The organism is Lacipirellula limnantheis (assembly GCF_007746075.1).
Lineage (GTDB): Bacteria > Planctomycetota > Planctomycetia > Pirellulales > Lacipirellulaceae > Lacipirellula > Lacipirellula limnantheis.
Window position 1 is genome coordinate 4,240,402 of sequence record NZ_CP036339.1, and the last position, 24,328, is coordinate 4,264,729.

At 62.2% G+C, this 24,328-nt stretch carries 21 protein-coding genes; 6 read left to right on the forward strand and 15 right to left on the reverse strand.

Annotated elements, in window-relative coordinates:
- Nucleotides 1-276: 276 nt before the first annotated feature.
- On the reverse strand, nt 277-744 hold the full coding sequence (locus I41_RS16305) for a TspO/MBR family protein (protein WP_246133687.1): 468 nt from the start codon (nt 742-744) through the stop codon (nt 277-279).
- A 675-nt stretch (nt 745-1,419) separates the two neighbouring features.
- Here I41_RS16305 and I41_RS16310 point away from each other — a divergent pair.
- Nucleotides 1,420-5,037: a S8 family serine peptidase gene (locus I41_RS16310; protein ID WP_168206954.1), complete on the forward strand. Its 3,618-nt coding sequence runs from the start codon at nt 1,420-1,422 to the stop codon at nt 5,035-5,037.
- A 26-nt stretch (nt 5,038-5,063) separates the two neighbouring features.
- Here I41_RS16310 and I41_RS16315 read toward each other — a convergent pair whose 3' ends face one another.
- From I41_RS16315 to I41_RS16325, 3 genes are read right to left on the reverse strand one after another with little or no spacing between them, the layout of a single operon-like run.
- Nucleotides 5,064-6,005 (reverse strand): glycoside hydrolase family 32 protein, encoded by a 942-nt coding sequence (locus I41_RS16315; RefSeq protein WP_145433980.1) that lies wholly within the window; start codon nt 6,003-6,005, stop codon nt 5,064-5,066.
- Nucleotides 6,006-6,060: 55 nt separating this feature from the next.
- Complete coding sequence (locus I41_RS16320) at nt 6,061-6,993, reverse strand: SDR family oxidoreductase (RefSeq protein ID WP_145433981.1); 933 nt, start codon at nt 6,991-6,993, stop codon at nt 6,061-6,063.
- 45 nt (nt 6,994-7,038) lie between these two features.
- Nucleotides 7,039-7,674: a hypothetical protein gene (locus I41_RS16325; RefSeq protein ID WP_145433982.1), complete on the reverse strand. Its 636-nt coding sequence runs from the start codon at nt 7,672-7,674 to the stop codon at nt 7,039-7,041.
- 622 nt (nt 7,675-8,296) lie between these two features.
- Between I41_RS16325 and I41_RS16330 the strand changes: the two genes are divergently transcribed.
- The 4 genes from I41_RS16330 to I41_RS16345 all read left to right on the forward strand — a co-directional run bounded on the left by I41_RS16330 (nt 8,297) and on the right by I41_RS16345 (nt 11,721).
- Entirely contained in the window at nt 8,297-8,560 is a 264-nt protein-coding gene (locus I41_RS16330; protein WP_145433983.1) for a carbon storage regulator, read from the forward strand.
- A gap of 369 nt (nt 8,561-8,929) precedes the next feature.
- Nucleotides 8,930-11,071 (forward strand): esterase/lipase family protein, encoded by a 2,142-nt coding sequence (locus I41_RS16335; RefSeq protein WP_145433984.1) that lies wholly within the window; start codon nt 8,930-8,932, stop codon nt 11,069-11,071.
- Nucleotides 11,072-11,085: 14 nt separating this feature from the next.
- A complete protein-coding gene (locus I41_RS28315) occupies nt 11,086-11,403 on the forward strand; it encodes a type II toxin-antitoxin system RelE/ParE family toxin (RefSeq protein WP_315852426.1) in 318 nt (105 codons plus the stop codon).
- 9 nt (nt 11,404-11,412) lie between these two features.
- Nucleotides 11,413-11,721 (forward strand): HigA family addiction module antitoxin, encoded by a 309-nt coding sequence (locus tag I41_RS16345; RefSeq protein ID WP_145433985.1) that lies wholly within the window; start codon nt 11,413-11,415, stop codon nt 11,719-11,721.
- Nucleotides 11,722-11,728: 7 nt separating this feature from the next.
- On the opposite strand, the gene I41_RS28650 is transcribed toward I41_RS16345, so the two are convergent.
- The 4 genes from I41_RS28650 to I41_RS16365 form a co-directional block, all read right to left on the reverse strand.
- Nucleotides 11,729-12,079: a carbon storage regulator gene (locus tag I41_RS28650; protein WP_145433986.1), complete on the reverse strand. Its 351-nt coding sequence runs from the start codon at nt 12,077-12,079 to the stop codon at nt 11,729-11,731.
- A gap of 369 nt (nt 12,080-12,448) precedes the next feature.
- Complete coding sequence (locus tag I41_RS16355) at nt 12,449-13,198, reverse strand: UvrB/UvrC motif-containing protein (RefSeq protein ID WP_145433987.1); 750 nt, start codon at nt 13,196-13,198, stop codon at nt 12,449-12,451.
- A 185-nt stretch (nt 13,199-13,383) separates the two neighbouring features.
- Nucleotides 13,384-13,860 (reverse strand): hypothetical protein, encoded by a 477-nt coding sequence (locus I41_RS16360; RefSeq protein ID WP_145433988.1) that lies wholly within the window; start codon nt 13,858-13,860, stop codon nt 13,384-13,386.
- A 361-nt stretch (nt 13,861-14,221) separates the two neighbouring features.
- Nucleotides 14,222-14,524: a hypothetical protein gene (locus I41_RS16365; protein WP_145433989.1), complete on the reverse strand. Its 303-nt coding sequence runs from the start codon at nt 14,522-14,524 to the stop codon at nt 14,222-14,224.
- Between the two features lie 190 nt (nt 14,525-14,714).
- Between I41_RS16365 and I41_RS16370 the strand changes: the two genes are divergently transcribed.
- Nucleotides 14,715-15,791 carry a hypothetical protein gene (locus I41_RS16370; RefSeq protein ID WP_145433990.1) on the forward strand — a complete coding sequence of 359 codons (1,077 nt, stop codon included), beginning with the start codon at nt 14,715-14,717 and terminating at the stop codon, nt 15,789-15,791.
- 71 nt (nt 15,792-15,862) lie between these two features.
- On the opposite strand, the gene I41_RS16375 is transcribed toward I41_RS16370, so the two are convergent.
- From I41_RS16375 to I41_RS27330, 7 genes are all read right to left on the reverse strand, one after another.
- Nucleotides 15,863-16,192, reverse strand: coding sequence for a TfoX/Sxy family protein (locus tag I41_RS16375; protein WP_145433991.1), 330 nt, complete (start codon nt 16,190-16,192; stop codon nt 15,863-15,865).
- 87 nt (nt 16,193-16,279) lie between these two features.
- A complete protein-coding gene (locus tag I41_RS16380) occupies nt 16,280-16,969 on the reverse strand; it encodes a YbaN family protein (RefSeq protein WP_145433992.1) in 690 nt (229 codons plus the stop codon).
- Between the two features lie 204 nt (nt 16,970-17,173).
- Complete coding sequence (locus I41_RS16385; protein WP_145433993.1) at nt 17,174-18,322, reverse strand: C45 family autoproteolytic acyltransferase/hydolase; 1,149 nt, start codon at nt 18,320-18,322, stop codon at nt 17,174-17,176.
- A gap of 197 nt (nt 18,323-18,519) precedes the next feature.
- Nucleotides 18,520-19,698, reverse strand: a complete 1,179-nt coding sequence (locus I41_RS16390) for a vWA domain-containing protein (RefSeq protein WP_145433994.1) — start codon at nt 19,696-19,698, stop codon at nt 18,520-18,522.
- Nucleotides 19,699-19,775: 77 nt separating this feature from the next.
- Complete coding sequence (locus I41_RS16395; protein ID WP_145433995.1) at nt 19,776-20,216, reverse strand: ExbD/TolR family protein; 441 nt, start codon at nt 20,214-20,216, stop codon at nt 19,776-19,778.
- A 72-nt stretch (nt 20,217-20,288) separates the two neighbouring features.
- A complete protein-coding gene (locus tag I41_RS16400; RefSeq protein WP_145433996.1) occupies nt 20,289-20,975 on the reverse strand; it encodes a MotA/TolQ/ExbB proton channel family protein in 687 nt (228 codons plus the stop codon).
- Between the two features lie 565 nt (nt 20,976-21,540).
- Complete coding sequence (locus I41_RS27330) at nt 21,541-24,273, reverse strand: hypothetical protein (protein WP_168206955.1); 2,733 nt, start codon at nt 24,271-24,273, stop codon at nt 21,541-21,543.
- Nucleotides 24,274-24,328 lie beyond the last annotated feature (55 nt).

The following is a 24,328-nucleotide window of genomic DNA, read 5'->3' on the forward strand; positions in this document are numbered from 1 at the left end:
TCGATGCAATCAAAAACGTTGAATTCGCTGCCGATCAGTAGCGATCTCCGGTCACTGAAGGAAGGCAATCTCGAAGCCGGGGCGCTTCCCGCGTGACATAGCGTATCGCGTGCGGCCTTCCACATGCAAAGCCATTTCCACAAAATCTTGGCATCAATCCCCTCTGTGGCGGTAAATCATCCACTTCTCTAGCGGGAGGAGATTTGGAGCCAATGATGCGAACTCGCGATCCGGTTCCGACATGCCCGGGACGCCAGCGCAACGATCGCCGGGGAATTAGCCATTCAGTCGCCAGTAGGCGAAATTAAGCAGCGTCGCGAAGGCCACCCACGCCCAATAGGGAATGAGGAGCATGGCCGCGGCGTGCGAAACTCGCCAGGCCGCCGCGATGGTTGCTCCGATGGCCAGCCACAGCACGACGATCTCAACCAGCGCTCCGCCGATCGAGTGGAGGCCAAAAAAGATCCACGACCAGGCGGCGTTCAGAGCAAGCTGGACGAACCAAAGGATCGTTGCCGTCGAGCGACCGCTGCGTTCCCAAAGCAGCCAGCCTGCGACCGCGATCATGCAGTACAGCGGAGTCCAGACGACGCCGAAGATCCAATTCGGCGGCGCCAGGCCGGGTTTCTTCAGAGTTTCGTACCACGGCCCAGGCGGAAAGGCCTGACCGATCGCGATCGCCGCTGCGCACAGCGCGACGAAGGGAATAAGCATCGGCCACCGCAACTTATTTGGTTCGGACACGTTTTGCCCCTCTTGATTCTCTGTGTCGAGCATTGAGCAAGTCAGCACTTGTTCGGCGCTAAAGTTTTATCGTCGTCCGTCGCGGCGGCAATCGGAAGCGAGCCGGCATGCATTGGTCCCGCGCGCTGACGGCACGTTGTTAAAGCCTGACGATTGGGAAAAATCGACGGACCTGGGGGGCGCGATCAGATTGCCGCGCTTGCCTCGTCTCGCGCCAGCATAGACGAATTGGGGAAAGTTTACGCGATGCAAGCCTGAACTTCGCCCATCACAACCCGTATATTGGGTGCATCCCGGCAACATGACGTAGCCGTTAGGCAGCGCGCGGCGGCGGAACGTGGACGTTCGTCACCGCGAAAGTGAATCGACGCTGCTGCCGCTCAACGCGCCCTCTTGGCGGCTGAGCGGAAGTTGAAGGAACTATGGCGAGCAGGGATTTCCTGACTTAGAGTTTGATGGATCGACATCGTCTTCGCCTCTCCAACGCGAGAGTCGTCGCGCGAAAAAGTCAGTCCGCACACTCGTCAAGACATGGCCGGCTCCCCCTCCGCGGCCGCGTTGATTCACTCATCACATGTTCGTCAGGAGCAAGCGGTCGTTTCATCGAGCGGCGCCTCTGTGCGCCTCCTTCGCTGGCCGAGGTCTCGATGCGGCGATCCCGAGGGGTACGAAGCCATGGCACGCAAGGATTCGCGCACGCGGGACTTCATCGCGCACGTCGAACAGCTTGAAGACCGCCGCGTGATGTCGGCCGATCCGCTGATCGAGCACAATAGCGTCGACGAGTTCCCCGGCCTGGAGCAAACGGTGCAGACCGGGACGCTCGGCGACCCCGACTTCTGGATCGACGCGGAAGATACGTCAACGTTCGACGATTACTTCCACGAAGTCGAGCAAGCCCTGGTCGAGGCCCACAATCTCACCGGCTGGTACAACGTTCAGTCGAATTACGGATTCACCGGACGCGGCCAGACAGTCGCGGTGATCGACAGCGGCATCGCGTACAACCACTTCGCCTTGGGCGGCGGCATCGGGGCGAACTACCGCGTCGTCGGCGGCTGGGACTTCACCGAAGAGAATGACTGGAACATCTACGACGATGGTCCTAGCGGCGGTCACGGCACTCACGTCTCGGGCATCATCGGCGGCAGCGGAACCCCGAACACCGGCGTGGCGCCGGGCGTCGATTTCGTGGGGTTGCGCGTCTTCAACGACACCGGCGCGGGTTACTTTAGCTGGGTGGAAAACGCTCTGAGGTGGGTGCTGCAGAACCAAAACTCGTTCGAAAATCCGATCACGACGATCAATCTCTCGATGGGCGTCAGTTCCTGGAACGCCGCCACGATTCCGCAGTGGGCGAATCTGGAAGACGAATTCCAAGCGCTCGAGGCCGCGGGAATCTTCATCGCCGTGTCGGCCGGCAATAGCTTCACCAGCTTCAACGCGCCGGGACTAAGCTACCCGGCCTCCAGCCAGTACGTCGTGCCGGTGATGGCGACGACCGACTCTGGGTCGCTGAGCTACTTCAGCCAGCGTTTGCCGCGGGCCATCGCCGCGCCGGGCCAGAGCATCGTGAGCACGATTCCTGACTACAAGGGCAACAACAATCAGGTTGGCGACGACTATGGCGCCATGTCTGGTACGAGCATGGCGGCGCCCTACGTCGCCGGCGCGTCGGTGATTATTCGTCAGGCGATGGAGTTCGTCGGCATGACGAACATCACGCAGGACATGATCTTCAACCACATGATGGCCAACGCCGACACGCTGTTCGACGCCGCCACCAACCTGTCGTACAAGCGGCTCAATCTGCAGAAAGCCGTCGACGCCCTGATGCCGAGCGACGACTACGGGTCGACAACGGCCACGGCGTTCAACCTTGGCACGATCACCGGCACGTCGACCACCAGCGGCGCGATTGGCAAGAAGTCGGACGCCGACTATTTCAAGTTCACGGCCAACGCGACGGGCAACTTCACGTTCAACGTCACCAGTTCGCAGCAGGAACTTGCCGCCTCCTGGCAGGTCTACGCCGCTAACGGCACGACGCTCGCGACCCAGAACGCCAATGGCGTGTCCTTTACCGTGACCGCCGGCCAAACGTACACGGTGCGCCTGACGACGACTGGCGGGGTCGGCAAGTACACCTTTACGGCCGCCGCTGGCGGCAGCGGAGGCGGCAGCGGAGGCGGCGGTGGAGGCGGCGGTGGAGGCGGCGGCGGTGGCGGAGGGGCTGTGCAACCCAGCTTTACCGACTGGGGAGTGCTCGACTTTGGTCAATACAACGACGTCGTGATCGGCGGCGAACGCTGGTTCCGCGTCGAGGCGGCAAGGACCGGCATGTTGTCGGTGCTCGGCCAGTATACGGGGGCGAACGGCGCCACCGTTTCGATCTACAACTCGAGCATGCAGCTGATAGCTGGCGGCGTCAACGCCGGATCGACGACGCGCTCCGACATCCAAGCCGCCGCTGGCGGCGAGTACTTCATCCGCGTGACCGGCAGCGCCGCCGACGTCGATCTCAGCGTCGTCAATCTCGTCAGTCAGAGCGGACAGACAGTGACCGTCGCGGGCTCCAACGGCAACGACGCGTACAGTTTCGCCGCTGGCGCGACGCAGGTGGTCACCATCAACGGCGTGCAGTATTCGTTCGCGGCAAGTGCGGCGAACCAGTTTAACTTCCAAGGGGGCGGCGGCGCCGACGTCATCACGCTGGTCGGTTCAACGGGGAGCGAGATCGCCAATCTCTACGCGGGTTCGTCATCGCTCGCCGGCGCCACGTACGCCGTCTCGGCCGTGGGTTTCGAAACGCAAAACTTGCGGGGCGGCGGCGGCGTCGACATTGCTAACCTCTATGATTCTGCCGGCGACGACGCGTTCACCGCATGGTCCGACCGCGTTGTCCTTGCAGGAACTGGCTACTCGAACGAAGCTCGGGACTTCGACAATGCGAAGGCCTTCGCCACGGCGGGCGGAGTCGACACGGCGACGTTCTACGATACGGCGGGCGACGACGTCTTCATTGCGGGATCGCTGCGGGCGATCCTGGCCGGCGTCGGGTACTTCAACTGGGCCGAGGGATTCGATTCTTCGATCGCCTACGCCACCGCCGGCGGCTACGACCAGGTTGAGTACTACGACTCGGCCGGCAACGACGTCTACACCGCGTGGTCGAACCGCGCTACTTTCAGCGGCGCCGGCTTCTCGCACGATGCCCGTGGATTTGACCGAACCAAGGCCTTCGCGACCAGCGGCGTCGACCAAGCGACGTTCTATGACTCGGCGGGGGACGACTTGTACATCGCCGGCAGCGTGCGCGGAATCCTCACGGGCAATGGCTTCTGGAACGAAGCGCAAGGCTTCGACTCGACCGTGGCTCACGCCACCGGCGGCGGAACCGACCGCGTCGAGTTCTACGATTCGGCTGGCGACGACACCGTGTCGGCGTGGTCCAATCGAGTCACCATCAGCGGGAACGGGTTCTCCCACGACTCGCGCGGATTCGAACGAACGACGTCCTTCGCCTCCAGCGGCTACGACGTCGCCAACTTGTACGATTCGGCCGGCAACGACACGTTGACGGCGCGGCCCACCCAAGTGACTCTGGCGGGCAGCGGCTATTCCAACGAGGTGCGCGGCTTCGATCGAGCGAAGGCGCTCAGCACGGCAGGCGGCACTGACCAGGCCGCGTTCTACGACTCCAGCGGCAGCGACACTTATTACGCGGGGTACGTGCGGTCGGTCCTCACCGGGGCCGGGTACTGGAATGAAGCGGAAGGGTTCGACAGCTGCGTCGCGACCTCAACGGCCGGGGGATATGACACCGCGGAGTTCTACGGCTCCGCCGGCGACGACGTCTATTCGGCGTGGTCAACTCGGGCGAACTTGTCAGGTTTAGGGTATCTCACCGAAGCTCAGAATTTCAAAAAGGCGAAGGCTTGGTCGGGCGGCGGAAACGATCAGGCGATGTTCTACGATTCCATTGGCGACGACACGATTTACGCCGGCGAGATTCGTGCAATCCTCACGGGAAATGGTTTTTGGAACGAGGCCGAGGGCTTCGCCCGCAGCGCTGTTCATTGCACTGCGGGAGGCAATGATAGGGCGTATCTGTATGGTTCTGCGGGAAACGATAACCTCACCGGAAGCGGCGCGACCGCACTGTTGCAGGGAGCGAGTTTCCGGCACGAACTAGATGGCCTGGATGCAATCGTCGCAGACTTGTCCGGCGGCGGCTCCGACAATGTCAACGTTACAGCAACTGACTACGCCTTCAGCGTCATCGGACGATAAGAATTTGCGAAATCCGCTGACTGAGCCTACCAATGGCGAAGGCGGGCGACGCCGACGCCTGACTGCCCGAACCCATTCCCGTTGTAGAGGAGATACGTCTCGTTACCGCACCGCTCGATCCAGCAGTACTCGAGCATCTGCGAATCCCAGCCGTCACCCGAGCGGCTGATGCCGCACTGGCCCGCGGGTCGCCAAGCGATGCCGTCGGTCGATTCGGCGTATTCCAGCCGGTACGCCCGATCGGGGATCGAGCGATATCCCGCGAGCCAGCGCCGCGAATAAATCATCACGTACCGGTCAGCCAGACGAACCACGCAGGGGCGGCCAATTGCTTCGCCGTCGGCGGCCGCGATGCACGAGATGCCGGTTATTTGCCAATCAATGCCATCCGCTGATTCGGCGTACTTGACGTGATAACGCGGTTCCCAACGCCCGTCGATCTCTTGCCAACCGGTACACGAGACGTACCACATGCGCCACCGGCCATCTTCATTCAGCACGCAGGGGGCCGTCGCGAAAAACGGCTCTCGCGAACTACGATCGACGACCGGCCCCTGCGAGTAGCGCTCAAAGGTTTGCCCGCGATCATGGCTAATCGCCAATCCAATAGACAGTCGATACGGCACCGTGCCAATGACGTTCCAACCGAGATAGTAGAGTCGGAGTTCATCACCATTGGGAACAAGCCAGGACGGCATGACGCCGCAGTCATCGAACGTGCCCGGTGCGCCAAGCGACAACACGGGGGCGGCGTCGAAGCTCGCGACGCGCGGCGCCGCGCTCGGCAGCGTCGAGACGTCGAGCGTCAACCGGCCGATTCGCGATTTGCCCTGGGCGTCGCGCGTGCTGACGTAGACCCACCACTGATCTGCGGAGAGGGGCTGCACCACCGGCAACGTCGCGTGCGTCCGCGCCCAATCGGCCTCGCCGCTTGGCGCCCAGAGCAGCCCGAGCTTCTCCCACTGCATCGCTCATCCTTCAGTTAAAGCAGCGGCGCCCTCAAAATCGCCCACCCGTTCAGGATCAAGTTAGCGATTTGTAATACTCGATTGACCGGCGCAGCCCTTCATCGAAATCGATCGTCGGCTCGTAAGCTAATGTCTCGCGAGCAGCCGTGATGTCAGCCAGACTATCGCGGACGTCGCCGACGCGCGCCGCGGCGAAAATTGGTTCGATCTTCGTCCCGAGGACTCGATTGATGCTTTCGATTAGTTCCAGCAGACTGTATTGTCGACCGCAGGCGACGTTGAAGATTCGCCCGCTCGCCGCGGGGGCGGCCGCCGCGGCCAGATTCCCGCGCACGACGTTCTCAACGTACGTGAAATCGCGCGACTGTCCGCCGTCGCCGAAAACCGTCGGCCGCTTGCCCGCCAACATCGATACGACGAACTTTGGAATGACCGCGGAGTATTCGCCGTTGGGATCCTGACGCGGGCCGAAGACATTGAAGTAACGAATGACGACGGTCTCCAAACCGTACGACGCGGCAAAAGCTTGGCAGTAGGCCTCGCCAGCGAGTTTGGCGGCTGCGTAGGGGGATAGCGGCGCGGGGAGATCGCTTTCGCGTTTTGCAGCGAAAGGTTGATTGCCGTAAGCGCTGCTCGAGCCGGCGTACACCACTCGCTTCACGCCGCCGCGACGAGCCGCATCGAGCACATGCAGCGTGCCGGTCGCACACGCGGCATGGCTCGCTGCCGGCTCAGCCAGGCTGCGCGGCACCGAGGCCATGGCAGCCTGGTGAAAGACGACGTCAACGCCCGCCACCGCCTGCTCGACTTGCTTCGCATCGAGGAGGTCGCCTTTCACGAGCTCGACCTGTTTGCCGAGGTGGGCGAGATTGTCCGTCTTGCCTGTGCTCAGATTGTCGAAGACGCGCACCTCGTCGCCGCGCTCCACCAGCGCGGTCGCGAGATGCGAACCGATGAACCCGGCGCCGCCCGTCACGAGATACTTCATGCGATTCCCCCACCTGTTGCTTCGGGACGCCACATCGTCTGAACCCTACGCACGTCGCCAACTGCTGATGTGGCGCTCCATCCGCTCATCGAGGTCGGGAATCGCTCCCCGCAACCGCGCGGAGAGCGGGCCGACTTGCTCGCCACGGCGAATGTCTCCCAGGTATTCGACGAGGGTGCGATGCGCCGCCGCTGGCCCATGCAGCATGAAGTGGACCCACGACCAGGCAAAACGATACTCGATGCTGCCCATGTCGCCCACCTCTTGCCGTTGTTCCAGCGTCTCGACCGAGCGTAACATCCCCAACCGCATGTTCCAACGGAGCGCGGCGAGGTGAGGGTGCCCGTAGGCGCGGTCAGGTTCGCTCATTTCGAAATATTCCGCCAGTCCTTCGTCGAGCCATAGGGGAACGTCCGGCAGCGTCGCGTGGAGCAGCGCATGGGTCGATTCGTGACGTAGGTCAATTGGCAACTCTTCGTGCCGGTAGGCGTAAACCGCTCCCCGGCCGCCGCGACGAACGTAGAGTGCTCGCCGGTACGGGACGTGGGGGTAGAGTTGCTCCATGAACGCGCGGTGGGTTGGCTCGTCGCCGAGCAGAAAGACGTCGACCGTTTGGCGCGCCGAAGGGACGGCGAGCGTCCGATGAAGTTCCGATTCGAGCCGCGCGAGCTCGAGGAACACTTCCTGAAGCGTTCCCAGGGGGAATGCCGAGGTACAAATAAACGGCCCAAAAGTTCGGCGGTCCGCCCACCCATGAGCCTGCTCGGCTGCTAGCAGTTTCCGGCCCGTCAGGCATGTGGCGACGGCAGCCTGCAAGAAGCGCCGGCGTGAAAACGCCGAACTTTCGCCGCTGCCTCGCCTCGGTTCGCCGGCCATCTGTCTTTTCCCGCCGCCAATCGTCGTTACCAGCTCAGAAGGTGAGCGGGGCGGGAGTATATCGTAGCGCGAATGAGGGTCAACCCAAGAGTCGGCAGCCGCGAAATCTGAGGCCTAGGCAGTACGCTAGCTGGCTCTAGGCGGCGCGCCCCGTCGCGCCCAGATTTGTCCCAAATCAGGACCGGGGTCTCGTTTTGCGACCAACTTGGCACCCCGTGAGTCAGACGCTTGGCAAGGGGTCTTTAGCGAAAAGCAAGAAAAACCCGAAAAAATGGCGTTTTCTTCGACCGCGAACCTTGAGCCCCAACGTTCGTACTAATTGGCATGTTGGTTGCAGAACGTAGCTTCGTCGCAATGGAGCGACAACTTTTGGCAGCCCGCAGGGACGCCGCCCCATTTTGTTGTTCGTGTCAGGAGGTAAGTAGGGATGCTAGTACTCAGCCGCAAGATTGGTGAAAAGATCCACGTCGGCAACGACATCACGATTGAGGTACGCCGGGTCGCTGGAAACCGCGTAACGCTAGCAGTTGACGCCCCGCGAAACGTGCGGATCCTGCGAGGCGAACTGCGTGACGCGGCCATGGAGTTCGAGCCGCATGAAGAAATTGAGCTGGAACATGAGGCTCAGCCGGTCGTACTGACGCACCAACGGCTCGGCTTGGGTGTTTCGATGCCCCATGTTCTCGGCTAATCGCTGGCCTACTGAAATTGGGTGATCAGACTCACTTCAAGCGGAGGCGAAATGCCGCGAGCCAGCAACTACACAATGAAAGCCGCAGGGCTCAACGCCTGCGGCTTTTTTATGCGCTCATCTAGACCTAAACGGCCTTGTCCCGCCAGTTAGCCCATCCAACCTTTCTCTCTGAAAGCGATAGCGGGCTGGCTCCTGCTGGCGGCGCGGACGTCGCATCAAACCGCGCCGACTCGGCCGCATCGCTCCCGAACTTGACGCTGCGCCGTCATTTTTCGTAGTCTCCCCGCCCCTATGGGGCCGGCGTCGCGGCAGGAATTCGCCCTGCCATGGGATGTCGCGCAAGCTGCCCAACGGTCGGCTTTGACAATGGCATGCGCCAGCCAGGCGAGCACAGTCGATCACGGTCCGCGCCGGCGCGCGTCGGCGTCGCTTGGCGTCTGCCTGCTCGTCGTCACGCTGTCGTTCGCCCCAGGTTGTGCCTCGACGAGCACCAAATGGGTGACGCTCCGCTCCACGCCGCGAAATCCGCTCACCGAGACGCTCGGTCTCGTCGCCAAGCAAGGGCCAAAGCCGACCGAACGAACGCTGCAGTTGTTGCGGCGGTACGATCTAGAAAAGAAGCTCGGCGATAAGCCGGAACTGCTGGCCGAGCTGGCCGCCATTAATCGGCGCGAACCGAATCGCGAAAATCTCTACGCGCTCGCTGAAATTGCCTACGTCGGCGCGAAGCGGGCCGACGCCGCGCACCAACCGGGCGACGCGCTCGAACTCTATGGCTCGTCGGTGCTGTACGCCTACGAGTACTTGTTCGCCGGCGGATACTCTGCGGCGAGCAATCAATACGATCCGCAGTTTCGACGGGCCTGCGATTTGTACAACGCTGCGCTCGAAGGAACGCTGCGCATCGCCCAGGCCGAAAGCCCGCTGCGTCCCGGCAGCGCTCGCGTCATCAAGACTTGCAACCACCAATGCGAACTGGAAATCCAGCTGAAAAGCCGCGGCTGGGATGCCGCCGACTTTAGTCGCGTCGAGTTCGTCTCCGACTACGAAGTGAATGGCCTGCGCAATCACTACCATAACTTTGGTCTCGGCGTCCCCTTGATCGCCGTCCGCAAACCGCACGAAAACTCTGATCCTGCCGAGCAGTTCTACCCGCCCGACCTCTCGTTCGCGGTGACGGCGTTCATGCGGGTCGATTCCATGCTGGCGAATCAGACGCCTGAAGTGCTGCCGACCTCGGCGACCGCCGAACAAGTTGCGGCCGCGGAGGCCTCGCTCCCCAAGCGGAAACTTCGCGCGGTGCTAGAACTCTACGATCCACTCGACACAACCCATGTCGATGCCGGCGGCGTGATTGTGCCGCTAGAGACCGATCTCAGCACGCCGCTCGCCTACAACCTCAGTCAGCCGGCCCTGGACGACAGCAAACTTTCTACGGTCGGGCTGCTGACGCCGGAAAAGGTGCAAAAGGTCAGCGGCCTCTACATGTTGGAGCCGTACCGCGACGACAAAATTCCCGTCGTGATGGTCCACGGCCTCTGGTCGAGTCCGGTCACCTGGATGGAGATGTTTAACGACCTACGCAGCGACCCCAAGATCCGCGAAAACTATCAATTCTGGTTCTACCTCTATCCGTCGGGACAGCCCTTCTGGGAAAGCGCGGCCGAGATGCGCGAAGACCTGGTTCAAATGCGGGCGAAGCTCGATCCGCAGCGGCGCTCGCCGGCGCTCGACCAGACGGTGCTTGTCGGCCACAGCATGGGGGGGCTGGTGTCGAAGCTGCAAACCGTCGACAGCGGCAACGAGTTCTGGCGAACGCTTACCGACAAGCCATTCGCCGAATTGCAAGCCGATCCGCAAATTCGCGACCAGCTCGCCGCAACGTTTTTCTTCGACCCCAACCCTTCGATCCGGCGGGTCGTCACCATCGGGACGCCCCATCGCGGCAGCGAATTCTCCAACGACTTCACCAAGTGGCTTGGCCGCAAGCTGATACACGTCCCGACCACGCTCATGAACGGACGGACGGAATTGGCTTCGCGCAATCCCGATTACTTCCGCAACACGGCGCCAATTAACATCACCAACAGCATCGACTCGCTATCGCCGAAGTCGACGTTCCTGCCAGTGCTGCTTGAGGCCCCTGCCGGGCCGTGGGTGAAGTACCACAACATCGTTGGACAGGCGCCGCACGAAGGAGTGACGAACAAGGTTTCGATGTGGCTGTCGGGCGAAGGGGACGGAGTCGTTTCGCTTGCGAGCGCGCAGCTCGATGGGGTCGCCTCGCAAATCGTCGTCCCCGCCGACCACATGACGGTTCACCGCCACCCGCAGAGCATTCTGGAAGTTCGCCGCGTCCTGATGCAGCATGTCGCCGAACTGCAGAATTTCCCGCACGGCGCCGGCGTCCGCTACGCCGACGCCGAAAGCGCCTTGCCCGCGGGCCAAGGGCCGCCGCAACTGCCGGCGCCAGTGGCGACGCTGCCGGCCGTCGAGTTGACGAAGTAGGAACGCACCCTAGCATGCAACGCATGCTATACTCGCAGTATGATCCTGTCCTTCCACGACTGGGCAAAGAGGACATTTTCAACGGAGTAAACAGCCGCGACGCCAACCGAGCGTGCCCAAAGTCGCATTGGCGCGTCGCCCAGAGAAAGCTCGATCAACTCGACTCAGTCAAACGCCTGGACGAACTAAGGACGCCTCCAGGTAATCGGATCGAGGCGCTTCGCGGCGATCGAGCTGGTCAATACAGCATTCGCATCAACGATCAATTTCGCGTTTGCTTCACTTGGACCGACAGCGGTCCGCGTGATGTTGAAGTCACCGACTATCATTAGGCCCATTCCATGAGAATCCCAACGCATCGCCCGCCGACGCACCCCGGAGAGATGTTGGTGGAAGAGTTCCTCTCCCCCATGGCACTGTCTCAACGCCAGTTGGCAGACTCGATCCACGTTCCCTATCAGCGGATCAATGAGCTGGCCAACTGCCGTCGGCGGATGACGCCTAGCACCGCCTTGAGGCTCGCTCGGTACTTTGGCAATTCGCCAGACTTTTGGATGACGCTGCAACTCCGCTGGGATCTCTACCACGCACAACATGACGAGGCAAAAGAGCTCGGCCGAATCCGACCCCATACGAGAAACTCGGCCTAGGAGCGGTTCACTCCCCCCGCGCCGCGACCATCTGCCGCAGCAGACCGCGACCGCCGCGAGCCCCGAGCACGTCAGCCGGCGACGTCCGCAATCCGCGAGCATGAATTACCTTGTAGAGCTCGCCGCCCGTGGGCCAGGAATCGTCGTCCTGCTCCGCTGGCGAATCGTCGGCGAGATCTGACGACTGCTGCGTCGTTTCGGCGCTAATCGCGCGGGCAATTTCGCCGCGGAGCACCGGCACATGCGCGGGGGCCTGAATCCCGAGTCGAACTCCCTTTCCTTTGGTCCGCACGACCGTGATTACCACGTCGTCGCCAATCCGAACCTGCTCGCCTTGCTTCCGTGTGAGAACCAACATGAGACACTCCCTTGCGAAGATGAGATTCTCGCGACCGACACGCCGCGTTTGACACGAAAGCCCCTATTGCACGCTTCGTGCCGAATCCCTACCGGGCGGCGCTCGTCCAGCCAGGAATCACGAAAGAGTCAACCGCAGCAAAGACTTACGGCTGCTACCACGGGGTCCGGTCCTGCGGCCCTGTACAGGCAATCGGTGAACATTTGCCAAGAAGTTGAAAAAACGGCAAAGTGCGCCGGTTCATGTCGTTCTTTTTGAACCACCAAGGCACGAAGAACTCAAAGGACGCACCAAGAAGAAAGACAATCGAAGGCAGCTGCTTTCTCTTCGTGCGCCTTCTTTGTGCCTTGGAGCCTTTGTGGTGAAAATTCACTTCCGTTCGACTTTGCGCGCCAGTCGATCCCGCAGCTTCGCGGCCAGTTCGTACTGCTCGGTCGCCACGGCGTCGGCGAGTTGTTCGGCCAGCGAGGGGCCGATGTGGAACTGCGACTTGATCGACTCCTGCATCTCACGCAGCTTGACCACGAACAGATCTTCGTCGTAATGTTCTTCCGCCCCGTGCTGGGCGAAAATCGCCGCCAGCGATTGCAGCCCGCTGCCGATCACCTCGACCGCGGCCTCGGGCTTATCTTCCTGGAGCCGCGTCAGCGCCGTCGCCTGGACTTTGTGGAACAGCACGAACGGCCGATACTGCTCATGCAGCATCGCCCAATCGCGATCCTCGGCGTTGGCCGAGCTGAAGTCCATCAGCCGCAACGAATGTTCCGCGTCCTCGGCTGCTCGCTCATACTCGTTGAGCGTCAACCAGCAGATCCGCCGGTGATAGAACTGGACGAACTCGCGGTCGACTTCCTGCTGTCGCTCGGCGTTCAGCGCGAACTCCGTCCCTTCCTGAAACGCCGCCGACACGAGCAGGTCGTAGTAGGTGGGAAATCCTTCGGGCTTCTCGCCGTCGGGACGGCCGGTGGTTTCCAGTTGCAACACGCCCATGTCGACGCGCATTTGCAGCAACTCCCGCCCATCTTCGCCGACGGCGCGGCGTACGACGGGGCGACCAGGCTCGTAGGCCCAGTCCCGCAGCAGGCGGTCGATGTTGTTAGAGCGAGGCGAACGTGGCATGGCAGGGGTGGCAAGCGCGAGGCGGTGAATGTTGGTTCTCGCCGAGGAACCTTCCTCGGCCATGCCTATTGTAGAACGCCGCCCCGCCGGAGGCGAGTCACGCCCAACGCGGCCTATAATCCACCGCCAATCGGACAGTTCGACACCCCGCAACGTGCACACGGCGCCCGGGGTCCAAACAGAGTCTACCCCTCGCCCCCTTCATCACAGACCAGCGCCTGCTGCAGCAGTTCGATCTCCTCGACGTCATGCTGATCGACTCGATTCAACAGATCGACCAACCGGTGGCAGACGACTTGCGCGCGCTCCGCGGGAAGGACGGTGAGGGCCGCGACTTCGGGCCTCAATTCCTCGATGATTGCCCGAAACTCCTCGTGCTGCTGTTCGAGCCGCTGGACGCGATGCTCCATATTCGGCTTCTGCTGCCGTACCGCGTCCATGTATCCCTCGTCCTCCTCAAGATCCATCATCCGCTCGAGGTGTCGCATGAACGACTTCGTCGTGAATTGGACGCTTGAAATCTTGCGCGACAACCCAAAGGCCGGGGCCTTCCACTGCAAGGTGACCCGCAGCGCCTGCTTCACATGGTCCAGGATCTGATGTTCCAGACACGATGCCTGCGCCACGGCGCGGGCATCGCTCGACGTCGAATGAGCGTTCATGGCCGATTCCTCCTTTGCGGCGTGAAGTAGCCGGCGGCTGGTTCAATCCTTCAGACCGATCGCCGCAGCGCTTCGCCACGCGAGTGGCGCGCTATCCCCCCCAACGTGCTACGGAAAAGACTCCGCCGTCTGCGTTACCCCTTGCATGCGGCGCGAGCGTTATGTCACTACAGTCTACGCCTTCAATCAGTCGACTTGCTAGCAATCGTGCTTTATCCCGCGGAAACGCATCTGCGAACCGAACCGGCGAACCCCAGGGATGCCTTGCAGCGCACGCGACTCCTCTCGCACGTCGCCGGCTTTTCCGAAAGGAAGAGAACACTCCCGCCGTCATCGCAGACGGTAGGTCCGCATCAGACATCTACAAGCACGAAACCGGCGCCACTGCGACATGGGTGCAGAAGTCGGCGTTGGAGTTTTGTAGGTCAAGACGGAAAGAGTCCTTCATTGCAGAACCGACGTAAACGACTACAAACCCGATGGGCGCCTCCAGCGGCAACGCTTTGATTGTCAAAATCGGGCCGGTTAGGCGCTTTCTTTGCTTAGTGCCGCGCAAGCGCTTACGATTCCAGATGACGACAGGAAGTGACCGCCTTCGCCGTACCCGGAGTTTTTTGAGCTGCTTGCCGCGAGCTTCGCCGCATTCGATCGGCGAAGCGAACATGGTCTCTGGACGCGAGTCGAACGGCGCCGTTGGCCGACAATGCTTATAATCTGCCGCAATAACTCACGACGAACGGCGAATAATATTGCAATGGAGCCGGGCCGCTTTTGTAGCCACGGACTTTCGCCCGTCGGCGACTCCTTCGTTGAACGTGTAGCGTCGCGTCAATCCAGTATCGTGGGGACATCCTATGCCTCGAACCATCGAACGGCCTATTCGTGAACTGGTGCGAGGGCGGAACGTGCGCCCCTCGATCATTAACTCGGCGACTGCGGCGCCGTTTACACTGGAGCAGGAACTCAAGGCGTTCGGGGCCTGGGCGGGGGCGCCGATCTGGGTGCCGCCGAAGGATGCGAATCGCGCCTTAGCCGAAACGATGCTGAGGGCTACCCGACCGTTCGCCTCAAAAGGCGATCGCTGGGCGGCCGTTCTCCGCAAGCATCGCAATGAATTCACGCAAGTGCGAGAGTTCGACCTGTTCGAGGCGTCTATTCGATTGCCGAAGGGTAAGTTTTACGTGACGGTCGTCGAGCGTGAGGATTTCGACAAAATCACCGACCCGATCCCCCGGTGCGTTCAGACTCGACTAGACGAGTTCATGAGCGGCCCAGGCACGAAGCCTGGCGTGAAGGTCTATTATTTGAAACCGCTGTGCGTAGAAATTGGCGACTCGTTGTCGTTCACCACGAACGAGGATTTGATGGCCGCAATCGCGGAAGTGCATGAAGACGTCTTCGCGGCGTATCGGCGACTTGCGCTTTATCGTCGGCCGTGGCAGGCCATGATTGCAGCGGTCAATGTTGGTTTGGCGGCGCCGCGGGCATTCATGAAGCATGTCGTTGCACGGCGGCGGAAAGCGATCGAGGCTTATCATGCTCGACTCGAGTTTGAGCGACGGAAATTGGCGCTCGAGGTGGCGCGGACCCATCGCAAGCTCCGCACCGACGGGTGCACGTTCGACGAGACGCTCGCCCTGACGACCCCGATCGATCGGAACGACGTCATTGAGCAATACTGCACGGAACAGGAGCTGTCGCAGGAGGCGCGCGAACAACTAATCTACCTAGCGGGAGAGACGCTTCCCTGGTTCGTCGCGTTGTCGCTGGCAGGTTCGTACGCGTCGGCGCTAGCGACCATGTTGCTCTGGACCCCGCCTGTGGCGGTTTGCGATCCCGCCTTCGTCGCCGAGATGCCGGATGCACGTGGGGTGCTGCTGAAAATCGGACATTTTGACGAAGTCGGCGGCGTGACGCACGTAGAGATTTAACGAGGGGTGCAACGAGATTAACTCCAGCTAGGACCATCGGGCCCATCCCCGCGGTCGCCGACGCGGCCGCATTACTTGGGCGGCAACGTCTCGACGAACTCTACTCCCCGCTCCACCCAGCTGCGAATGCTGCCCAATTGCTCAAGCCCTCCAGGACATACCAGGACCCAGCCGCGCATCACTCGCTTCACCGGACCAAAGGTCGTCACGTGCGGCTCGCGCAGCGCCGCCTCGTAGGCGTCCAGGCCAACGCGGACAATCAGCGAATCCTTCGAGACGCCAACGCACAGATTGCCGTCGAGAAAATACGCCACGCCGCCGAACATCTTCTTTTCCGAAAAGCCGCGTCGCAATGCCATCAGCGGCCGCACGCGGCGGGCGAGTTGTTCGTCGTACGGCATCGTGGCGTCTCGCCGGCGGCAAGGGGAGGGCGGGGCGGAATCAGACGGAGGCTAAGGGAGCCGCTCGCCCGCGCTGCGCGTGCCATTCTACCGACCGGCGTAGGTCCGCGTCGCCGTCGGCAGCTGCCAAACGTAGCCGCCCCCTAGCAGGCCGCCGATCGCCACGATCGACTTCACCGCCAGCGAACCGCCGGGCCAAAGCAACGTTGCGCCGACAACCACCGTCAGCAACACCAGCGCCTTCACGCGAATCGGGGCGCTGATCCCGCGATGGAGGTGCCAGTCGCGCAACACGCCGCCGAACAGCCGGCTATCGAGCAACCGGCGATGCCACCGCCGCGACGTCCGCATCAGGCCGTAGCTCGCCGCCAGGACGAACGGCGTCGTCGGCAAGCCGGGTAGCACCACGCCGAGAAGTGCCAGGATGAGAGCAACCACCGTTAACGCGAGCAACGCGATCCGGCGCCAACCACGCGCCGGCCGCTCGGCGCGAACGCAGTACAGCGTCTCGCCCAGCGAATCGTGCCACTCGATAACGTCGCTCAGGTCGTTTGCCGCCGTTTCGACGGGGATGCCGAGCACAGCGACATCCGACTTGCGCCGGCCGCGTTGCGGCAAGATCGTCGCCTGCAGTTCACGACGGTCGATGACGACGGCTCGCACGCCTGGACGGCGCAGAATACCTGCCGCCATGTCGCGCAAGCGCGTGACATCGTCGTTCAACTCGCGCGAAAAGCGAATCGACTGCAATGCCGCCGATGAAAGACTCGTCGACATGGAAGGGATCACGCCGCGGGGAGGAACAGCCGCCTGGGCACATTGGAGGCTAGGTCGCCGCCAGGGCCAGTCAACTGATTTCTTCGGCTCGAAAAGCCGCAAAAAGCCAGTGAATCGGCTTTGTTCGGCCGCGGCACGCGTTGATCCACCCTGCTTTTTCCCTAACGGACGTTCACTAGGAGCCTCTCCCTCCCAGCTGCGGGCCTACGGCTTCCGCTCCAGCAATTCGCTCAACTGGAAGGCTTGATACTTCTGATCGGCCGCCGGCTCGCCCTTCTCATTGGCGTTTGCCACCCAGAACTTCGTCGATTTCGGCTCGAACAGCGCGTTGTGCAAGTTCGACTTCATGGCCACAGGCCGGCTCATCAATTCGATGGCGTCTGCGGCAGTAAACTCGCCCAACTTCGCCTCGGTTCGATCGACGAGGTGGTTGTAGCGATCGCCCGCCGAGAGGAGCACCGCGTCCTTCACGGGCCGCGGCAGCAGGGGGTGGGCCGTGTTCGGTTCGACGAGACTGAATTTGCTCGCCCCCGCCTCCATGCCTACCGCGCGGTTTGTTTTGCCGTCGGCAATCACGAAGTAATACTCGCAGGTCCGCGGCGAATCGCGGAACACGGCAATCGCCTCGTCCAAATCGTCCGCCGACTCAAGCACCTCGCGCACCAGAAACGCCATCGGCACGCCGTTCCATTGGCCAAGCCCTTTGCCTCCCATCTCGCCAATCGAGACGTGATTGTTGTTCATCCCCGTGACCGAACCGACAAACCCGGCATAAGAAACGTTCACAAACGGGATGCCCCCCTTCGGCTTCGCGACAATCAGCACCGCATGATCCTGCAGCTTCATGTCGACGCCATAGTCGAGCACGCGCCCATGATAGAGCGTGCCGTCTTTGGTCGCGGAGTTCATGAGCGCGAAGCCGCTGCAGTGAAAGAGCTCGGGAATGAAGTTCGCCGCCTGCACGTCGGCGACCGAGAGCCCGCTTCCTTCGGCCAGCCCTTCGATCTCTTCCCAATACTTTTGCGGCACGTGCTTGCGCTGGATATTGACGATCTGCGAAATCACCTGGTTGGGGGTAACGCCTAGCGGTCCCAGTTCGGCGACCACAGTGTCGCCTTTCTCGTGAACCAGGAACTCAACGTTCTGGCGAATGTGATCGCCGAGCAGGTGGCCATGTTGCACGCCCATTTCACGGTGCGTCCCCTCAAGATGGAGCACCAGGTAGCCGTCGATCTCTTCAAGCCAGCCGGCGCCGTAGCGTCCGAGGGTCTTCGCATCGGCAGTTGATGCCGCGACCGACAGCACCATCGCCCAACAAACGCCTAACACTCGCAGTAACATGGCACGGCCCATGACGGCTCCTTTATTTTGAAGAGGGCGAAAGCGTTTGGCTGGAACTGGAAGAAGACAAGCAGCCACCCGCATCATACATCAACCCGGCCGCCCATTCCCACTCCAATGCGGCGAACGTCTGGACATTTGCGTCTGCCAGCCTCAGTTGCGCCCCTTCGGCGGCATGGAACGTGGCGGCGCCGGTCCCGTGCCGGCAGCTAGTTTAGCGCCGGCAGCGCATCGACGGGCCGCAGCGTCGGCGTCCCGCGGGCCTTCTGCTCTTTTTGGTGCGCAAGCTCGCGCAGCGTGATGAAGCGGTGCTGGCCGCCGGTTCCCTCGGCCAACTGAATCAGCGAGCAAGTCTCGCGGATCTCGAAACAGAAGTGGATCACGTTGATCTTGATCTTTTCCTTCTTGCAGTGCCGAATCAAACGACGGACCTCGCTCGGCGACAGGTCGTCCTTCGCCTCGCCGTCGGTCATCAGGAAGATCATGTCCGGATGGCACTGCAGCGCGTTATCCAGCGCAATCGAATGATTGGTGTTCGCCTCGGCCTTCATGCCGTAAACGAACGATTTGGCGAGTTCCTTGTTCGCATAGTTCGCCGTGTACATCGTCGGCGAACCGCCGAACATCACCGCGATGTCGTTGTAGAAAACAATTTGGAACCGGCATCCTTCGTTGAGGTCGCCGAGGCTGCGGATCAGCTCGTTCTTGGCGGCTTCCAGCGGCGTGACCGTGAGGCTGTTATCGCCGTCGACCTGATAGGTGAAGACCGAGTTCATGCTCTGCGAGCGGTCGAAGGCGTAGACGAAGTTGCCCCCTTCGCCGGCCAGTCCGAACATGCTCGTGTACGCATGGCCGGGGCCCGACCCGTCGCCCGTGCCGGTCCCTTTGCCCGCGCCATGGCCGCCGCCGGAGCCCGTGCCCGACCCGCCGTCGCCCGTACCATTTCCCGGAACCGTCCCGCCGCCGGCAATCGTGCCGCCGCTGGCCGCCAGCAGCGACGCCGCATCAACGCCAACCGAGTCGCCCGTAACATCGGTTGCCATCGAGTCGATTTGCGGATCGACCAGATCACTCAGCGAAGGGGCCTCCAGCGGCACTTCCTCAGCCCCGGCAGACATCGACGCAACTTCCGCCTCGAGTTGGGCATCGAGCGGCTGACCCAACCCGTCGCCGCCGTTACCGCCGCCGCCCGCGTCAAAATCGGTCAGCCCAGGGTCGGCCGCATAGTTGAGCGTCAGTTCAACTCCCTTTTCCTTCGGCACTGTTTGAATCAACAGGCCCAGCACCAGGATCAGCCCCATGTGGGTGATCAGCGACACAAGCCACGACGGCAGCGATTCGACGTCGAACCACGAGTGCGGCGGCGGCAAGGTTTCCGTGTCGTTCATCAAACTACTGGTGATGCAAATGCAGGCAAACGACCGGCTTCCTGCCAAGCGAATGGATGCGGTTCATTCAACCGCGACTACTGAACATGTTTGGTATCGACCGCGATCTTCTTCAGGCCCAACTCGTGCAACAAATCCATCACGCGAATCACTTCTCCATAAGGAATCGCCCGGTCGGCGGCTAGATTCACCCGCTGATCGTCGCGCACCAATCCGAGTTCCTCGATCAGCTGCTTGAGCCCGTCGGCGTCGGTTTGACGTTCGTTCAGAAAAATCTGCATCGAGCCGTCATCGCCGCGTCGGACCGAGACGGTGATCGGCGGCAGTTCGCTCGCTTGCTCCACCGACCCTGATTCCGGCAGATCGACCTTGATCGGCGCCGAGGCCACGATGGCCGGCACGGTGATCATGAACACGATCAGCAGCACCAGCACCACGTCCACCAACGGCGTGACATTGATGTCGCTCATCACGGCATCGTCTTCGTCGGAGAATCCGGAACCTGCTGATGCGCCCATAATTCTCGATCCGCAAGTAAGGGTGAAGGACTTCGAAGCGGTCGACGACTCGAAACACTCTTGATCCGCTGACTAGACGCGCCCAGCGACGGCCGGCGGAGCCAGCGGCGCCTCGCCGCCTGCCTTCCGGCCTTCAACGCGAACGTTCGCCAGCACCAAATGGGCGAGCGAATCGACGTTCGCCATGGTATTGCGCACCCGCCGTTGCAGCAGATTAAACGCCACAACCGCCGGGATGGCGACGAACAGTCCCACGGCGGTGGCGACCAACGCTTCGAACACGCCCGCCATCACCGCGTTCGGATCGCCCGCTCCGCCAGCCGCGCCCCCAGCCAAATCGTGAGCCGCCTTGACGATGCCAAGCACCGTACCGAGGAGCCCAATGAACGGCGCATTACTGCCGATGGTCGCCAGGATTGATAAGCGGGCGTCCACGACGGGCCGCAGCCGAGACTTCGCCGCCAACATCGCCTCGCCGCAAGCGGTCGCCCCGCGCCGCAAGGCGGGCAGCCCCGCCGCGACAACGGCGCACTCAATTGCTTCCGATCCCTTGACCAGGTCGAACGCCCCGCGGACGTCGCCCGCCTGCAGCAGCTTTTCCAGTTCCTCGCCCAGGGCGTCGGCGTCGATCCGACGGACATAAAAGTAGATGCAGCGATCAACGATCAAGGCGACGCTGATCACGCTCAGCAACACCAAGACCCACAGCACCCACTCGGCGCCGACGAGCGTCAATCTCAATAGGACTGAAGTTAGCATACCGACACGTCACTCCGATTCGGGTACTGCAAGGCGTCGCCTCGCAGAAGTCGCTTCTCTGTTCCTCTCGACCCGTCGCGGCGCCGCAGTCGTTGCCGCCGCGCCGCCTCGATGCCGTCGTTCGATCAATCAACGTCTCCGCGTGGAGCGGATCGGGCAGGACCTTCTTGCTGGTGAAGGCGCATCCGCTCTTGCGTTCGGCCCCTTCGCGGCTTCGCTCGCCAATCGCTGAGAGTTCCGGGTTGCTCAGCGAAAAAGCACGCGACATGCGCAGCGGCCGCCGGCGAAAACCGGTGACGCAATCCCCGCAGCCATGATCGCATTTTAGTCGTCGCGAAACAGGGCGGCAAACGAATTCGCCCCGCGACAGACGCCCTGCCGCCGGCTCCCGACTACAACCTCTACAGGCTGCAGGACCGCTAATCCAGGGAACCAAAGCCTCGCCAGCGGCGCTCAGCCGTAACCCAGGGCGACGCCCGGTTGCTCCCTCAACGGCACGCGATAGCCCGCGGGCCAGCGTCGTTAGCGACGACCGGAGCGCGACTTCGTAGGCGCCCCGCCGGGCCTACCGCTGCCGCAATCGGAAGCCCAGCGGCAGCAGCGCGCCCAGGGCCAGCAGCAGGCAATTCGGTTCCGGAACAGCTCCGGTTGTTGGCGAGGCGAACGACGTCGGCTGACCAAAGCCGCGCTGCCACGCCATGAAATCGGCCCCGTCCACGTCGCCGTCGCCATCGGCGTCGCCTTGAGCTTTGGTCGCGCCGGTCGTCTTGCCAAAGCCCGCTTTCCAGCCATTGAGGTCATTCGCGTCGACGAATCCATTGCCGTCGAAATCGCCGTTGACCGTCGGCGCGACGACGCGGAGCGTGCCGTTCACATAGAGTTGCGAAGTATCCCAAGAGGCTCCCGGCAACGTCGGCAACGCGACGCTCGAAAACTGGCCGCTCAAGGAACCCCAATTCAGGATGTCGAAGGTCTGGCCGATCAACGGCGTGAAGCCATTGATCAGCGAGACTTCCAGCGCACTGTTCGTCGAGAAGGCGCCGGCGATGTTCAGTGCGTCGTACTGCGCGCCGCGAGTCGTGCCGCCTAACTCGATCTTGAGCGTCGCTGATGGAGCAAGAGTCACGTTACCGCCGTACGAAACCAGCGCCGGACTATTGCCCGGGATAATGGGGCCGGCATACTCGACCGTTCCGCCGCCCGTGAAACTGCCGATGCCGGCCTGACTGCCTAGGAAAACGGTCGTCGACCCCGTCGCGGTGAGGACCGTTCCGCCATTCAAGAAGTCGCCGTAAAAGCTCGACGTCGAGTTGCCGACCGTCGACACCTGACCCAATAGATTAAGGACGTTGCCTATGATATCTGTGTTGCCGCCGCTGAACGCCATGAAGCCTTCGTTAAGGATGCCGCCGTCAGCGATAATTGTCCCGCGTCCGGAGATGCCGCCCGTCAGCGCGACGTTCGTCACTCCCTGGGTGAACTCGATCGTTCCGCCCAGCAAGCTGATGTTACCGGCGTTGTTGTTCGTCGCACCGATGTAACGCTGCGAGTCGCCTTCCATCACACGGATGACGCCCCCAGGCTGGTTACTAAGATTCGCGTCAACCGTTCCGGAGCCGACGATCCGACCCAGATTGGTCAGCGTCGGCGAGACGATCGAACTGCCGAGGTTCAACAACTGCACTTCGGCGCCCGCAGCATTGCTGAACGCAGTAGCCGCTCGAATGCTTGCACCGTTGACGGCGACTACTCCCGACAGATTCTGGAACGCCCCGCCCATCTCGAGGTTCGTACTGCGAATCAGCATTCCGCGGCCCGCTTTCTGGAATGTTCCGGTTCCAGTGATCGAACCGGTGAAGTCGAAGTTGACCGTGGCGTCGCTGGCCAGGGCCACCGTCCCGCCGGCGTCGAGTTCCAATCTGCCGCTCCCGGTCAACTTCGCAACGGTTTGCTTAAACGCTCCCGTTTGAAAGATGCCCGTGGCTTCGATCGCAAGATGAGCGTTCGCCGCCAATGGTTCGTTGACGCCGAGCCGCGCATAACCCGACGCGACCCCTGATTGATTCGTGCCAACCTGCAGGTCGCGATCAATGATGTACTTCAGAATGGCACCCGCGCTCGTGCCTGATCCGTTCACGACGATCGGTCCGCCATCCAAAGTGATGTTCTGCGTCGTCACGATCGGCAGCGACGGTCGCAGCACAATTTGCCCCGCGCCGCCTTTGGTTCCAATTGGCAGCACAGGGTTTGGATTGTTAACCGGTGGTGCAATCGTGCCGCCAGCCGCTGAAAGCCCCGAACTGGCGAAGGTCGTTGCAATCGGAACGCCGCGCGACGCGGGGTCGGAACTCTGCAGTCCGTCGATAATGATCTTGCCGCCACCGCCGCCGCCGCCCTGATAGGTCGCGTCGCCGCCGATCGCGGTGAAGGCTTGCCGAGGCAGCGGGATCACTTGCTTTGCATGAAGGTAGATCTGGCCCCCTGCGCCGCCACCGCCGCTACCGGAGCCACCCGTTGATCCAGCGCCGCCGTTAGCCGTGATCACTGGCGTGTATTCCTCGAACAGATCCAATTCAACGTTAAAGGCAATCGTATCCACCGCACCGAGCTCAATCGCCCCGCCGCCGCCGCCGCCGCTAGCGAACCCGCCGCCGCCGCCGCCGCCGCCGCCCACCAGCAAGTTGGAAACGTTCGCCGACCCGCCCGCTCCGCCGCCCGTCCCGGTGCCAGTTCCGCCCGCGCCGCCGTTGCCGCCGCCGCCGCCGCCGCCTGAGACGCCTGCCGAGCCGGCGCTGGGCCCAGTGCCGGCCTGTCCGTTGGCGCCTCCCGCGCCGCCGCCAACGCCTGGCGTTCTCGTTCCCGACAACGGGTTCGACTCGACGACGCCGCCGTTAATCGCGACCGGAATCATCGTAATGTTCTGGTGCGAAAGAATCGCCACCGGGTTCGCCCCAGTGTTCGACCCAGTGATCGTCAGCTCCCTAGCCTTTCCGCCAAGGTCCACATTGGTAAACGTGAACACCGCGATGGCAGGCCCGCCCGCCTGCGGCGTCATCACCGCGTTGTAGACTGTCGTCCCGTAAGTGAACTGCGCGCTGATCCCGGTGGTGACGATCGTCGCCGTCGCCGTCCCCTCCAGAATAGGGTTCAGCCCCAAGCCGCTATCGAGCGGGGCGTAGCTCAACGGGTTGAGTTGGGCCAGCGCCAAACCGGGCGTCATGACCAACACGGCAAGTGTAGCGACGATCCTTCGCATGATCTCTCCGAGATAACTCGCAATGCGCGCACGGTCTTCCATGAACCGAGCGATTTCTTACCAAGATGCCGAGAAACGGCCTAGAGTGATTCAGACT

Bases quoted from the DNA above. Each gene is read 5' to 3' on its own strand.
- I41_RS27330 (WP_168206955.1), bottom strand. From the start codon at position 24,273: ATGGAAGACCGTGCGCGCATTGCGAGTTATCTCGGAGAGATCATGCGA.
- I41_RS16395 (WP_145433995.1), bottom strand. From the start codon at position 20,216: ATGGGCGCATCAGCAGGTTCCGGATTCTCCGACGAAGACGATGCCGTG.
- I41_RS16385 (WP_145433993.1), bottom strand. From the start codon at position 18,322: ATGGGCCGTGCCATGTTACTGCGAGTGTTAGGCGTTTGTTGGGCGATG.
- I41_RS16320 (WP_145433981.1), bottom strand. From the start codon at position 6,993: ATGAAGTATCTCGTGACGGGCGGCGCCGGGTTCATCGGTTCGCATCTC.
- I41_RS16370 (WP_145433990.1), top strand. From the start codon at position 14,715: ATGCCTCGAACCATCGAACGGCCTATTCGTGAACTGGTGCGAGGGCGG.
- I41_RS16390 (WP_145433994.1), bottom strand. From the start codon at position 19,698: ATGAACGACACGGAAACCTTGCCGCCGCCGCACTCGTGGTTCGACGTC.
- I41_RS16345 (WP_145433985.1), top strand. From the start codon at position 11,413: ATGAGAATCCCAACGCATCGCCCGCCGACGCACCCCGGAGAGATGTTG.
- I41_RS16400 (WP_145433996.1), bottom strand. From the start codon at position 20,975: ATGCTAACTTCAGTCCTATTGAGATTGACGCTCGTCGGCGCCGAGTGG.
- I41_RS16335 (WP_145433984.1), top strand. From the start codon at position 8,930: ATGGCATGCGCCAGCCAGGCGAGCACAGTCGATCACGGTCCGCGCCGG.
- I41_RS16310 (WP_168206954.1), top strand. From the start codon at position 1,420: ATGGCACGCAAGGATTCGCGCACGCGGGACTTCATCGCGCACGTCGAA.
- I41_RS16360 (WP_145433988.1), bottom strand. From the start codon at position 13,860: ATGAACGCTCATTCGACGTCGAGCGATGCCCGCGCCGTGGCGCAGGCA.
- I41_RS16315 (WP_145433980.1), bottom strand. From the start codon at position 6,005: ATGCAGTGGGAGAAGCTCGGGCTGCTCTGGGCGCCAAGCGGCGAGGCC.
- I41_RS16380 (WP_145433992.1), bottom strand. From the start codon at position 16,969: ATGTCGACGAGTCTTTCATCGGCGGCATTGCAGTCGATTCGCTTTTCG.
- I41_RS28650 (WP_145433986.1), bottom strand. From the start codon at position 12,079: ATGTTGGTTCTCACACGGAAGCAAGGCGAGCAGGTTCGGATTGGCGAC.
- I41_RS28315 (WP_315852426.1), top strand. From the start codon at position 11,086: ATGCAACGCATGCTATACTCGCAGTATGATCCTGTCCTTCCACGACTG.
- I41_RS16330 (WP_145433983.1), top strand. From the start codon at position 8,297: ATGCTAGTACTCAGCCGCAAGATTGGTGAAAAGATCCACGTCGGCAAC.
- I41_RS16375 (WP_145433991.1), bottom strand. From the start codon at position 16,192: ATGCCGTACGACGAACAACTCGCCCGCCGCGTGCGGCCGCTGATGGCA.
- I41_RS16355 (WP_145433987.1), bottom strand. From the start codon at position 13,198: ATGCCACGTTCGCCTCGCTCTAACAACATCGACCGCCTGCTGCGGGAC.
- I41_RS16365 (WP_145433989.1), bottom strand. From the start codon at position 14,524: ATGTTCGCTTCGCCGATCGAATGCGGCGAAGCTCGCGGCAAGCAGCTC.